The sequence below is a fragment of the Gammaproteobacteria bacterium genome (genome assembly GCA_016765075.1).
Lineage (GTDB): Bacteria > Pseudomonadota > Gammaproteobacteria.
Genome location: JAESQP010000099.1, coordinates 1 through 13,052, shown reverse-complemented (window position 1 = coordinate 13,052; position 13,052 = coordinate 1). Strand labels below are relative to the sequence as shown.

Genomic DNA, 13,052 nt, shown 5'->3' with positions numbered 1-13,052 from the left:
TTTTTATCTAACAACCCATCCTGGCCATGCGTCGTAAAGGGGTCGAGTGCGACATCAGTAATAATGCCAAGCTCAGGGAGCTCTGCTTTCAAAGCAGAGACTGCGCGTTGAATTAATCCATCGGGGTTATAGGCCTCCTCTGCTCTTTCGCTTTTCTTCTCTGCAGGTACCAATGGAAATAATGCTAGCGCCGGAATACCTAACTCTAATATTTCTGCCGCTTCTTTCAACAGCTCATCAATGCTAACGCGTTCAACGCCAGGCATAGAGGCAACAGGCTGACGCTGATTTTTCCCCTCAACAACAAACATAGGATAAATTAAATCATTCGCTGTGACGACGTTTTCACACATTAAACGACGACTGAATGCATCACGGCGCATACGGCGCATACGGCGCGGTACAATCGGGCCTTCTTCAAACTCTTCTACTGACATATCTGCTCTCTACTAAGACCTGCCACGTTTCTTTGCGGCAGGTTTTTTGGCTTTAGATGCTTTCTTTTTCACAACTTTCTTCTTGACTGCAGGTTTTTTCACTGCTTTTTTCTTAACAGTTTTTTTCTTAGGTGTTACTTTTTTCAATATGCTTTTGGATGACACCACTTTCTTTTTCGTCGCTTTTTTCTTGTTCACTTTTCTCTTGGCAGAGTTAGGCTTTTTAACAATAGAATTTTTCTTGGCAATTTTTTTCTTTGGAGCGGTATTTTTTACTGCCTTCTTCGCCGCTGACTTTTTCAATGTGCCCCCACGCTTTCGCGGGGGCAAGCTCTTGGGGTGAATCACTTTCTTCTTTGTGTTTTTCTTTTTCACTGTTTTTTTCTTCGGCGCGACCTTTTTGGTAATAGATTTCTTGGTGGTTATTTTTTTCTTTACAATCTTCTTTTTGGGCGCTGTTTTTTTCAACCCACCTTTTGGGGATACAGCTTTCTTTTTAACTGTTTTTTTCTTCGCTGCTGATTTCTTCACTGTGGGTTTTTTGCTTACTTTATTTTTCAACGTGCTTTTAGTATTGGCCACTTTTTTTACGGCCTTTTTTGCGATCGCGGGCTTCGGCTTACTTGCGCTATCATCATTCGCCGCTGCTTGTTTCATATTGACCTTTGTCTTTTTTTTCACCACGCCTGGCAATACGATCGGCGGCAAGGGTTCAGTCACAACAACGGATGGCGCATGAACAATTTCATCAGCTGGATCAGCAAGCTCTTCAGCAATAACAGACATCTGATCAATTTGATTGACAATCTTATTAATCCCAGCGTAGATATCGCTAACCTCGCCAATAGCCTGTATCGTCCGTAACTTTCTTTGTTCACGGTAATAAGCCACCAGAGGCTGCGTCTGTATTTGGAAAATACGTAACCGTCGCTCGATAGTCGTTTCATTATCATCAGGACGATGCTTGAGCACATCACCACAGTCATCGCAGCGGTCTTCAATTTTAGATGGCGAGGTGTAGACGTTATACACTGCACTACAACCGATGCAAGTACGGCGCCCAGTCAATCGTTGCAGCAAGATATCGGCATCAACTTCCAGCATTATCGCTAGCTGCAGTGGCTTGCCCAACTCACGCAGCATGATATCTAAAGCGCGCGCCTGGTCTATATTGCGTGGAAAACCATCAAGAATGAAGCCATTTTCAGTATCGGCGTCAGCCAGCCGGCCAGCAATAATACCGAGCACAACCTCATTAGGCACTAACTGCCCTGCCTCCATCGCGGCACGTGCTTTTGCACCCAAGGGGGTTTTATTACGAATTGCCTCGCGTAATAAATCGCCCGTCGATATTTGCGGAGCCTGATGTTGCTCCATTAATAGCTTAGCCTGGGTTCCTTTACCTGAACCTGGCGCTCCCAACAATACAACTCTCATTAGGATATTAACTCCTTAGAGTAAAAAATTATAAGTTTTTCAACTAGTTATTGTTTTTTAATGTGCGTATTACAACTGCTAGCCTAAGACCATACACTTACGCACTCGTAAACCTACTCTTTATACAAGGGCGAAGTCAACGCATCCCTCTATTCTGGCCTTGCAAAGTACCCTGTGATCACGCACCATCAGACAAAAAATAATGGCTGAGGGAAGAGAGTATGGCAAAACCGAATGCATTCTATGCCCAATCGGGTGGAGTGACAGCAGTTATCAATGCCAGCGCTTGCGGCGTCATTGAGACCGCGCGCGTGCATAGAGACAAAATCGGCAAAGTCTACGCAGGACGTAACGGCATCATCGGTGCGCTGACCGAAGAGCTGATTGATACCAGCAAAGAATCAAAGCGTAATATCGCCGCACTGCGCCACACTCCTGCTGGTGCCTTTGGCTCTTGCCGATACAAACTCAAGGGCTTCGATGAAAATCGCGCCGAGTATGAACGCCTAATCGAAGTTTTCAAGGCACACAATATCCGCTATTTTTTTTATAACGGTGGTGGTGATTCACAAGATACCTCGCATAAAATTTCCCAAATCGCTGAGGCGCTGGATTATCCTATTACCTGTGTAGGAATTCCAAAAACGGTGGACAATGACCTACCGATTACCGACAACTGCCCCGGTTTTGGCTCAGTGGCCAAGTATGTCGCAATCTCCATACGCGAAGCGGCCTTTGATGTCGCCTCTATGGCAAAAACCTCAACCAAAATATTTGTCCTCGAAGTCATGGGGCGCCATGCCGGCTGGATCGCTGCCGCTGGCGGGCTTGCCTGCGAAAAAAAAGGCGATGCGCCACATATTATATTGTTTCCGGAAATCGTCTTTAATCAAGCTGCTTTCTTAAAACGTGTTGATGATAGCGTTAAAAAATACGGTTATTGCGCTATTGTCGTTTCAGAAGGCGTTAAAAACAAAGCCGGTAAGTTTCTCGCCGAAGCAGGTGGCAAAGATGCCTTCGGTCACGCACAGCTGGGTGGCGTTGCACCCGTTATTGCGGAGCTTTGCAAATCCAAGCTTGGCTACAAATACCATTGGGCGGTGGCAGACTATCTACAGCGCTCGGCGCGGCATATTGCCTCAAAAACTGACGTTGAACAGGCCTACGCTCTTGGTAAGGCCGCCGTCAAACTTGCCTTAAAAGGCAATAACGCCGTCATGCCAACGATTGTCCGCAAATCGGATAAGCCCTATCGCTGGGGTATTGGTGTTGCCAATCTTGCTGATGTCGCCAATGTTGAGAAAATAATGCCACGCAGCTATATCAGCCGTAATGGCTTTGGCATTACTGAGAAATGCAGGCAATACCTACAACCGCTGATTGTTGGTGAAGACTATCCACCCTATAAAAAAGGCTTACCACAGTACGTCGAACTTAAAAACGTCCCTGTTAAGAAAAAATTAAGAACCAAATTTATCATTAAGTAGCATTAAAAACACAAGTGATAAAATCACACAACCTTACACAAGGTAGTGCTATGAATGGTGATCTGTTACTAAGCTGTAATACGCGCAGCTATTCGATTTTACGAAAATTCTACGTATACTTGTGTATTATTTAATAATCGATTGAAGGAGATAGCGACGATGCCCCAACAAGCCAAATGCTCAGCAATGCAAAACTCCGACCTGGGCAAAGACCTCGACACCAGTGATTGCGTTGCTTTAATTACTGCCATGAACGTTCATGAATTCACGAATGGTGACGTGCTTGTCAATGAAGGGGATCTGGATCATACCCTGTTTATTCTTACTGAAGGTGCCATTACCGTAAACAGCACCATTAGCGGTAAAGAGACCACGATGTACACCATGAAAGTGGGCGAATGTGCGGGCACTCGCGCTTTTCTTGATTTGGCACCGCGCCAAGCAACGCTCAAGGCACAAGGCGACACCACGGTTTACACGCTGACGCCCGAAGACTTTGAAGGCCTACTCGATACACACCCTAAAGTCGTCTATAAATTCATGCGTGGTTTATTCCGCCTAACGCATAAAAACTTGATGCGCATGAACGCAGAAAGCCAGCATTTATCTAATTATATCGTGAAGACCAGAGGTCGTTACTAAAACATTCGAGTCTAGTTAGACCCCTCCTTCGCCATGGCGAAGGAGGGAGAATAAACCATATTAATATAGTTTATTATTTAATCTCCGACAAAAGCTTAGGATTAACAACCAGTTTTCTCACACCATGTGCGTGATCTTCTTCAAAGACATTACCTTGACACCACTCTCCCAGGCTATTGATATCAAGCTTGGCGCATTGAGGACGCACACTCCAAGCAACCTGCAATGGTGAACATTGTTGTTGGGTATATTTAGGGCCAGTAGTAGAACCCAAAAACTCAACGGGCTTGCCTGTATTCGTTGGCAACATCTTTGCTTGATGCAAACCATTCACTTGATTACCGTCATAGGTCAAATCGTTGAAATTAAGTGCGCTCGAATCATTGACCAAGGTAAATACCTGGGTCTCGACTCGCAAATCCGGGTTAGCACAAGTATCTGATAAACACGAACCCAAACCTTTGCCTGGAGTGATGTCACAAGAACTGTGCACCCAATGCACCTCCACTGTATCGCCTGGCTCAAGACCCTTACAAATAGCCCCCTCAGGCGCTTTTAATTCCGCTTTGGTCAGCGATTTGCTGATTCCGCATTGATAACCACCACCGTGACCATTATCACCTGCGCCAGCATAGATAGAAAAATCTTTGGCTTTATGTTCCGCATTATTGTGAAAGTGAATATTGCACAGGTTCATTTCTGAAGCGCGCGGCACAGTTGAAAAGCGTTGCGTATTCTCGCCCGCTTTAACATCGATATCTCTTGGCGTCTGCGGGCCAAACCCCTGGCATACCTCAACGGATGCTGCGTGTTTTTGATCTGCTTCATGATGGCCGTGTGTGCCACTTGCCATGCTACTTGCAGCATATAGCACAGCAAAAAACAGAGTAACAATAGCGTACTGAATTTTAAGTTTCATGTAATATATTTCCTGTAATATTTGGCTGTTATGACCGAGCCATTATATAGTAAACCTTGTTTTAGGTTCCATCATTAGGTAAAAACAATACCAATAAACATGCCGATAAGCACTATAGGGTCATTGATGGCAAGCGAAAAGTCAGGGTTATTGGCCGATACGGTTTCAACGTAGGCAGCAATAATGGCCAGCGCCGCCAACGCAGCTGCGCCAATAGCAAAACCTTTACCAATGGCAGCCGTGGTATTACCTAACTCATTCAGTGAGCCTGTAATCTTGCGAGTTTCTTCGCCTAGCCCGGCCATTTCCGCGATACCACCGGCATTGTCGGCAACCGAGCCATAGGCATCGATTGCCATGGTGATGCCCACCGCTGCCAGCCCAGCGCCATAGAGCCCCACCATTTCACTGGTGACATAGATTATCGCGCATAGGGTTAATATGGGTATAGCAATAGACCGCATACCGATGGCAAGACCAGAAATTATTACCGTTGCTGGGCCTGTTTCACCTGACTTGGCAATTGTCCGTACCGGAGCACCGCCCGGATGTGAGTCGATGCCAACATACCTGCCTGATTTTAGGTGCTTCTATGGTAATTTACAAAAAGCGCGAAAATGATTATAAATGTCTATTCATCAATGAGTTAGAGCGCTATAATACTTTGCTTTTTACTATTTTTACATTGCTAGAGGAAACCCCAGCATGAACCTGGATCGAGTATCATCAGGCAAAGACCTGCCTAACGACATTAATGTCATTATTGAAATTCCAGCACACAGCGACCCTGTTAAATACGAAGTTGACAAGCAAACTGGCGCGATGTTTGTCGATCGTTTTATGACTGCTGCTATGCACTACCCTTGCAACTACGGCTACATCCCACACACGCTCTCTGATGACGGTGATCCCGCGGACGTATTAGTGATAACACCTATTCCATTAATCAGCGGCGCTGTCATTCGCTGCCGGCCAGTTGGCGTTCTAAACATGGATGATGAGGCTGGTGGTGATGCCAAGTTAATCGCCGTGCCGCATGATAAACTTTGTGTCGACTACCGTAACGTACATGAAACCACCGATTTACCTGAAGGGTTGCTGGCGCAGATCGCTCACTTTTTTGAACACTATAAAGATCTCGAGCCCAACAAGTGGGTAAAAATAAAAGGTTGGGGTGATGCTACAGAGGCGCGCGCTGAAATCATTACTTCTGTTGAACGCTACAATAACGCCGATGAAAAACCTGCATTTTAATTGGTAAATTTATAACAATATTTGAATGGAAATTACATTTAGCAAAATGCATGGTCTTGGTAATGACTTCGTCGTTATCGACGGAGTTAGCCAAACCATCGTGCTTGATGAAGTACAACGCCGTCTCATCGCTGATCGCCATTTAGGCATCGGTTGCGATCAAATTCTATTGCTAGAAAGTTGTACCGATGATACACATGACTTTGTTTACCGTATTTTTAACGCTGATGGTAGTGAAGCACAACAATGTGGTAATGGCGCACGTTGCGTCACAAGTTTTGCTCATGACCGCGGATTAACCAACAAGAATACACTAAAACTAAAAACATCAACTGGCAGCCTAATCAGCAAACTAAGCGCTAATGGTGAGGTACGCGTCGACATGGGGAAACCACTGTTTACTGCTGAATCCCTACCTTTTGATTCGTCTTTCGCTGAACATATAAACGATAATTTTTATAGGCATCAAATAACAGTTAGCGACACCACTATTCATTTTTCAATTGTTTCAATGGGCAACCCTCATGCCGTGATTCATGTCGACAACACCGACAAAGCGCCAGTTAGTGAACATGGCACATTGCTAGGCGCGCATGCTGCCTTTCCCAATGGGGTTAATGTTGGCTTTATGCAAATAATCGCGCCTGACCACATTAAACTGCGTGTGTTTGAGCGTGGCGCTGGCGAAACATTAGCCTGCGGTACTGGTGCATGCGCGGCTGTTGCGACAGCGCGACGTTGTGACTTAGTCGAAGACAAGGTTGCGGTTAGCCTGCCTGGCGGTAAACTACAAATCGAATGGTCAGGTAACGAAGGTGATCCACTGTTTATGTCTGGCCCTGCCAAAACAGTATTTAATGGGAAGATAACGCTGTGACTAAAAACAAAATAAAACCAAAAGCCAGCTCAAAACCTACCCAAGATAACGCTGCCACCGTTACCGAATACTTGCTTTCCCATCCCAAGTTTTTTAATGAACACCCTCATGTGCTCACTGAAGTCGACTTAGCACATGATAGCGGCACCGCAAGCTCGCTAATAGAACGTCAAGTCTGCGTATTACGCATGCAAAACCATAAAACGCGTGCAGAGCTACATGACGCGACTGAAAATGCGCGACTCAACGAACAACTCAGCGATAAAATACATCGGCTTTGTTTACGTTTACTGACAGCGGATACCCTTTCTACTAGCCTATCAGAAATAATTTCCAGCCTAAATAATGATTTTGACATTAAGTGGGTTAACATTCACTTATTGCAAGACCGTATCGGACATACCCCAAATAACTTAGCGAATTCTGTCATAGTCACCAATAGTGACGACGATGCAATTGCTAGCCACTTCGAAAAATTAGAACGCGGCGAAGTTGTTTGTGGCCAACTTAACAGCGATCAAATCCATAAGTTCTTTGGCCAGCATGATGCGATTGCCTCCGCCGCACTATTACCATTGCAGGCCACCCCCGCGCCTTCGCGGAGCCTGCCCCGTGCTGAGCACGGAGCCTGCCCCGTGCTCGACACGGGGGAGCAGGCTCTTGGAGTACAAACCTTTGGCGTTATCGGCTTGGGCTGCACACGAGAAGATCGTTTCCGACGTGATTTGGGCACGGTATTTCTGACCAGGATCGCCGAGCTAATCAGCCACAAACTCTGGCTAGACCTTAACGCCAAGTAATGTCCGCCAACCCCTCATTACACGATGCAATTATTCAGTTTCTACAGCATCTCAAAGGCGAGCGTCAGCTTTCTCCGTTAACCATTAAACACTACCAACGTGATCTACAACAATTGTTAGCCTATTGTCAGCAATCCGAAATAGTGCAATGGCAACGCGTCGACAGTCATCATATTCGTAGCCTGGTGAGTCAACTGCATCGTCGCGGCAGTGGCGCCCGCAGTTTGCAACGGCTACTGTCTGCCTGCCGCACATTTTTTCATTATTTAATTCGTGAAAATCAAATCAGCAATAATCCGGCACTGGCTATCAAAGCACCGAAAGCACCACAGCCACTACCTAAAACCTTAAACACCGAAGAGATTACGCAATTGCTCGGCTCAGTTACCGACAAGCAAATCGCGCTACGCGACTTCGCCATGATGGAGCTGATGTATTCCTCTGGCCTACGCTTAGCCGAATTAGTGGCGCTCAATCTTGATTCTTTAGACAGCACGTCACAAGAAATCATCGTCACCGGTAAAGGCAATAAGGAACGTATCGTGCCCGTTGGCCGCTATGCTATTAGCGCCATAAAAAATTGGCTCAACGTACGTAATGATTGGTGTAAAATAGACAATACCAGCTGCGCCTTGTTTATTAGTCAGCGCGGCAGACGCCTCGGCGCACGCAGTGTGCAAGCGCGCATGGCGTATTGGGGTAAGCAACAAGGTTTGGGCGCGCGGCTTAACCCGCATAAACTGCGCCATTCTTTCGCCACACATGTACTGGAATCCAGTGGTGATATTCGCGCAGTACAAGAAATGCTTGGGCATACCAATTTATCGACAACGCAGATCTACACCCATCTCGACTTCCAACACTTGGCCAAGGTATATGATGCCGCACACCCGCGTGCCAGGCGTCAACACAAAGACTAGCGAAACTCTTGAAAGTACGTTATTAACCGCCACTATGTCAGACTGTTCGTTGTATTTAATTATGTTATTCAGGAGAGGGCTTCGTGAACCAATTTAGAGGCACAACGATTCTATCTGTGCGCCGCAATGGCAAGGTTGTTATTGGCGGTGATGGCCAGGTCTCGGTCGGCAATACCATTATGAAAGGCAATGCGCGTAAGGTACGGCGGCTTTACCATGACAAGGTGTTGGCTGGCTTTGCTGGCGGCACTGCCGATGCCTTTACCTTATTTGAACGTTTTGAAGGTAAGCTCGAAAAGTATTCAGGTAATTTGACCCGCAGCGCTGTCGAGCTAGCAAAAGACTGGCGCACGGACCGTATGCTGCGCCGACTGGAAGCCTTGCTCTGTGTCGTCGACAAAGAAGCCTCGTTAATTATCTCAGGTAATGGCGACGTTATTGAACCTGAACACGAATTAATGGCGATTGGCTCGGGTGGTTCTTTTGCCCAAGCTGCTGCACGCGCACTGCTTGAAAACACTGACCTCGATGCCCGCGATATCGTTGAAAAAAGCCTGTCTATTGCTGGCGATATCTGCATCTACACCAATCATAACCTGACTATCGAAGAGCTCGATAGTAGCAACACCTAAAGGAAGCCCCATGTCCAGCATGACCCCACGTGAAATTGTCGAAACGCTCGACCGTCACACCATCGGCCAAGCCGATGCCAAACGCGCTGTTGCCGTTGCGCTACGTAACCGTTGGCGTCGTGCCCAGCTTGGCGAAGAGCTGCGTAATGAAATCACACCAAAGAATATTTTAATGATAGGCCCTACCGGGGTTGGTAAAACCGAAATTGCACGACGCCTAGCCAAACTTGCCGAGGCACCATTTGTTAAAGTTGAAGCGACAAAATTCACCGAAGTCGGCTATGTCGGTCGCGATGTTGACTCGATCATCCGTGACCTTGTCGATATCTCTATTAAAATGGGCCGTGAAAAAGAAACCAAAAAAGTACAACAACGCGCTATGGATGCTGCCGAAGAAAAAATTCTCGACATCTTATTACCACCCGCACGTGGCACTTCAGAAACCGATACCGAAAGCCACAGCTCGACACGACAAAAATTTCGCAAAAAACTGCGCGAAGGTGATCTTGATAATCAAGAAATCGATATCGAAGTGGCTGCGGGTAACATAGGTATAGAAATCATGACACCACCCGGCATGGAAGATATGACCAACCAGCTACAAGGTCTGTTTGAAAACATGAATAGCGGTCAAACCAAAATACGCAAGGTCACCATCAAACAGGCAATGAAATTGCTGACCGATGAAGAAGCAGGCAAATTGATTAACGAAGAAGAAATCAAAGAGCGAGCGCTGAACAACGTCGAACAAAATGGAATCGTCTTTCTTGATGAGATCGATAAAATTGCTCAGCGTGAAGGTAGTAATGGTGGCGGCGAAGTTTCACGCCAAGGCGTACAACGCGACTTATTACCACTGGTAGAAGGCTCAACCGTTACCACCAAATCCGGCATAGTAAAGACCGACCACATCCTCTTTATTGCCTCGGGTGCTTTTCATCTATCAAAACCATCAGACCTTATCCCTGAGTTACAGGGACGCTTCCCAATCCGCGTTGAACTCAGTGCGCTGGGCGTTGATGACTTTGTTAAAATTCTGACCGAACCCAGCGCCTCATTAACACAACAATATACAGCGCTGCTGGGCACAGAAGGTGTCAGCGTTAAATTCAAGGACGATGGCATCCGTCGCATCGCCGAAATCGCCTGGCAAGTTAACGAGCGTATCGAAAACATCGGCGCACGGCGCTTGCATACTGTGATCGAACGCCTATTAGAAAGCGTTTCCTTTGACGCGCCTGACCAACCCGATTTAACGGTTACCGTTGATGCCAGCTATGTCGACAAGCATTTGTCCGAGTTGGTCGCCGATGAAGACCTGACTCGTTATATACTGTAGCGTTTCTCTTAATAAAGTAATCGCTATGCCTGTTCCCGTTCCTACTGATATTAAACTGCACCAACAATCACGCGTCCTCGAAATCCATTTTGATGAGGAAGTGTTTGAACTCAGTTGCGAATACCTGCGTGTCTACTCACCGTCGGCAGAAGTACGAGGCCACGGCCCTGGCCAGGAGGTACTACAAGTCGCCAAAGAACACGTTAACATCAAAGCCATTGAACCAGTCGGTAACTATGCTATCAAACTAGTGTTTGACGACGGCCATGACAGTGGGCTCTACACTTGGGAGCTGCTGCATCATTTAGGCTCACGTCAAGATGAGTTATGGCAAGATTACCTGGATCGTCTTAAGAAATTGGGCTACCAAAGAAAGCCATGAGGCCTAACTATGGATAACAACACGACACACTTCGGTTATAAAGACGTTCCGCTTAACGAGAAAGTAAAAAAAGTCGGCGCTGTGTTTGATTCCGTCGCAACAAAGTACGACATCATGAACGATGTTATGTCGATGGGTGTGCACCGCTTGTGGAAATGGTTTGCATTAGAGGTCTGTGCCATACACGAAGGCGAGCGCGTACTTGATATTGCCAGTGGCACCGGCGATCTCGCGGCCAAACATGCACAACGCGTCGGCGCTAGCGGCCTAGTTATCGCTAGCGACATTAACAATAGTATGTTAAGTGTTGGTCGTGATCGGCTCGTCGATCGAGGCATTTTAGGCAGTGTGCGTTATGTACAAGCTGATGCTGAGCAATTACCCTTCCCCGACAATTATTTTGACTGTATTACGATCGCTTTTGGCTTACGTAACGTCACCAACAAAGACACTGCGCTGGCCTCAATGCAGCGCGTATTAAAACCAGGCGGTCGTTTGCTGGTGTTAGAATTTTCAAAACCCCATTCATTTTTAAAAGGCATTTACGATACTTACTCGTTCAAACTTTTGCCTTTATTCGGCAAAATTATTGCCAAAGACGAAGACAGCTACCGCTACCTCGCCGAATCCATACGCATGCATCCCGATCAAGAAACACTGAAAACCATGGTTCTCGATGCCGGTTTTGATCAGTGTGATTATATGAACTTGTCTGGTGGTATTGTTGCCATGCATCGCGCTTATAAGTTTTAGCCAGGACACTGTACTAGTATGAGCGACTATGTTGACCTGCCCGGTGGACTTGCCATTGCTTTAGAAGCTGCCATTAATCGCGGTATTGCACTCGACCCCGAAAGTCGCGAGCAACTGGCTGAAATCAGCGGTAAGATCATTGTCATCGAACTCGACAAACTCAATAGACGCTTAGTTATGCACATAGATGAACATCGTGTGCGCTTATTGACCCATTTCGACGGCAAAGCCGATGCCACCATTCGTGGTACACCTACAGCACTGGCACAAATGGGATTAAATAAAGACAAAGGCCCAGCCAGCAGCGGCGTGAGTTTTAGCGGTGATCCCGACCTTGGTCAACGCTTCCAACAAATCATCAATCGCTTTGAAATCGATTGGGAGGGTGAGCTAGCCAAAATCACTGGTGATGTCATTGCCCATCAAGCGGGTAGCGCCGCACGCCATCTCTTTGACTGGTTAAAACAGGCTGGCTCATCACTAGAGCAAACTGCCACTGATTATGTCCGTTATGAAACCCGCAGCGCCATTGGGCATGATGAGCTGGAGCAGTTTCTTGGCGAGGTTGATACACTGCGTAATGATGTTGCCCGTATTGAACAACGCGTTAACCGTCTTAGCAAGAAATTACTAACAAAAGAAGAAGCCCCCGCCAATAACTGAACTCACAAAAACAATGATTAAAGCCAGTCAACTTTTTCGTCTTATCCACATCAATTATGTCTTAATGAAGCATGGGCTGGATGAAATAATTCTTGCTACACATTTATTTCGCCCCATACGCTTTTTAGTCTATTTGTCGCCCTGGTATTGGCTAAAACGCGATAAAGGCACGCGCGGTGAGCGCATTCGCCTGTGCTGGAAGAGCTTGGCCCTGTCTTCGTCAAGTTTGGTCAAATTGTCTCGACACGCCGTGACTTGCTGGCACCCGACATCGCTGAGGAACTGGCCAAACTACAAGACCAAGTGCCGCCTTTTGCCGGTGATATCGCACGCACCATCATCGAAAAAGAATTGGGTGCAGCTATTGGTGATATCTATAAAGATTTTGATGAAACACCCTTGGCCTCTGCCTCTATCGCCCAGGTTCATGCCGCGCACCTCAAAGACGGTAGCGACGTTATTGTTAAAGTAGTACGACCTGATATTAAAAAACGCATCAAACGTGACGTT

The 13,052-nt window shown here is 46.6% G+C and carries 15 protein-coding genes and 1 pseudogene; 12 read left to right on the top strand and 4 right to left on the bottom strand.

Going from position 1 to position 13,052, the window contains the following annotated elements; genetic code table 11:
- Both JKY90_05905 and JKY90_05900 read right to left on the bottom strand, forming a co-directional pair.
- Positions 1 to 383: porphobilinogen synthase (locus tag JKY90_05905; GenBank protein MBL4851797.1), on the bottom strand; the 383-nt coding region annotated here is incomplete at its 3' end.
- Positions 384 to 449: 66 nt separating this feature from the next.
- Entirely contained in the window at positions 450 to 1,874 is a 1,425-nt protein-coding gene (locus JKY90_05900) for an adenylate kinase (GenBank protein ID MBL4851796.1), read from the bottom strand.
- Between the two features lie 221 nt (positions 1,875 to 2,095).
- Between JKY90_05900 and JKY90_05895 the strand changes: the two genes are divergently transcribed.
- Positions 2,096 to 3,361, top strand: coding sequence for a 6-phosphofructokinase (locus JKY90_05895; protein ID MBL4851795.1), 1,266 nt, complete (start codon positions 2,096 to 2,098; stop codon positions 3,359 to 3,361).
- A gap of 159 nt (positions 3,362 to 3,520) precedes the next feature.
- Positions 3,521 to 4,003, top strand: coding sequence for a cyclic nucleotide-binding domain-containing protein (locus JKY90_05890; GenBank protein MBL4851794.1), 483 nt, complete (start codon positions 3,521 to 3,523; stop codon positions 4,001 to 4,003).
- 73 nt (positions 4,004 to 4,076) lie between these two features.
- Here JKY90_05890 and JKY90_05885 read toward each other — a convergent pair whose 3' ends face one another.
- The gene (locus JKY90_05885; GenBank protein ID MBL4851793.1) at positions 4,077 to 4,856 is read right to left on the bottom strand and encodes a cadmium carbonic anhydrase; all 780 of its coding nucleotides are present in this window, start codon (positions 4,854 to 4,856) and stop codon (positions 4,077 to 4,079) included.
- Positions 4,857 to 4,996: 140 nt separating this feature from the next.
- Positions 4,997 to 5,482 (bottom strand): sodium/proton-translocating pyrophosphatase, encoded by a 486-nt coding sequence (locus JKY90_05880; GenBank protein ID MBL4851792.1) that lies wholly within the window; start codon positions 5,480 to 5,482, stop codon positions 4,997 to 4,999.
- Positions 5,483 to 5,627: 145 nt separating this feature from the next.
- On the opposite strand from JKY90_05880, the gene ppa reads away from it, so the two are divergent.
- The 10 genes and pseudogenes from ppa to JKY90_05830 all read left to right on the top strand — a co-directional run bounded on the left by ppa (position 5,628) and on the right by JKY90_05830 (position 13,052).
- Entirely contained in the window at positions 5,628 to 6,176 is a 549-nt protein-coding gene (ppa, locus tag JKY90_05875; protein MBL4851791.1) for an inorganic diphosphatase, read from the top strand.
- 25 nt (positions 6,177 to 6,201) lie between these two features.
- A complete protein-coding gene (dapF, locus tag JKY90_05870; protein MBL4851790.1) occupies positions 6,202 to 7,053 on the top strand; it encodes a diaminopimelate epimerase in 852 nt (283 codons plus the stop codon).
- Positions 7,050 to 7,853: a DUF484 family protein gene (locus JKY90_05865; GenBank protein ID MBL4851789.1), complete on the top strand. Its 804-nt coding sequence runs from the start codon at positions 7,050 to 7,052 to the stop codon at positions 7,851 to 7,853. The genes dapF and JKY90_05865 overlap by 4 nt, the downstream gene beginning before the upstream one ends.
- Entirely contained in the window at positions 7,853 to 8,773 is a 921-nt protein-coding gene (gene xerC, locus JKY90_05860) for a tyrosine recombinase XerC (GenBank protein MBL4851788.1), read from the top strand. The genes JKY90_05865 and xerC overlap by 1 nt, the downstream gene beginning before the upstream one ends.
- 83 nt (positions 8,774 to 8,856) lie before the next feature.
- Positions 8,857 to 9,405: an ATP-dependent protease subunit HslV gene (gene hslV, locus JKY90_05855; protein MBL4851787.1), complete on the top strand. Its 549-nt coding sequence runs from the start codon at positions 8,857 to 8,859 to the stop codon at positions 9,403 to 9,405.
- A gap of 10 nt (positions 9,406 to 9,415) precedes the next feature.
- The gene (gene hslU, locus JKY90_05850; protein ID MBL4851786.1) at positions 9,416 to 10,744 is read left to right on the top strand and encodes an ATP-dependent protease ATPase subunit HslU; all 1,329 of its coding nucleotides are present in this window, start codon (positions 9,416 to 9,418) and stop codon (positions 10,742 to 10,744) included.
- A gap of 25 nt (positions 10,745 to 10,769) precedes the next feature.
- Positions 10,770 to 11,126, top strand: a complete 357-nt coding sequence (locus JKY90_05845) for a DUF971 domain-containing protein (protein ID MBL4851785.1) — start codon at positions 10,770 to 10,772, stop codon at positions 11,124 to 11,126.
- 9 nt (positions 11,127 to 11,135) lie between these two features.
- Positions 11,136 to 11,879 (top strand): bifunctional demethylmenaquinone methyltransferase/2-methoxy-6-polyprenyl-1,4-benzoquinol methylase UbiE, encoded by a 744-nt coding sequence (ubiE, locus tag JKY90_05840; protein ID MBL4851784.1) that lies wholly within the window; start codon positions 11,136 to 11,138, stop codon positions 11,877 to 11,879.
- 18 nt (positions 11,880 to 11,897) lie between these two features.
- Positions 11,898 to 12,542 (top strand): SCP2 sterol-binding domain-containing protein, encoded by a 645-nt coding sequence (locus tag JKY90_05835; GenBank protein ID MBL4851783.1) that lies wholly within the window; start codon positions 11,898 to 11,900, stop codon positions 12,540 to 12,542.
- Positions 12,543 to 12,555: 13 nt separating this feature from the next.
- Positions 12,556 to 13,052, top strand: a pseudogene (locus JKY90_05830) (ubiquinone biosynthesis regulatory protein kinase UbiB).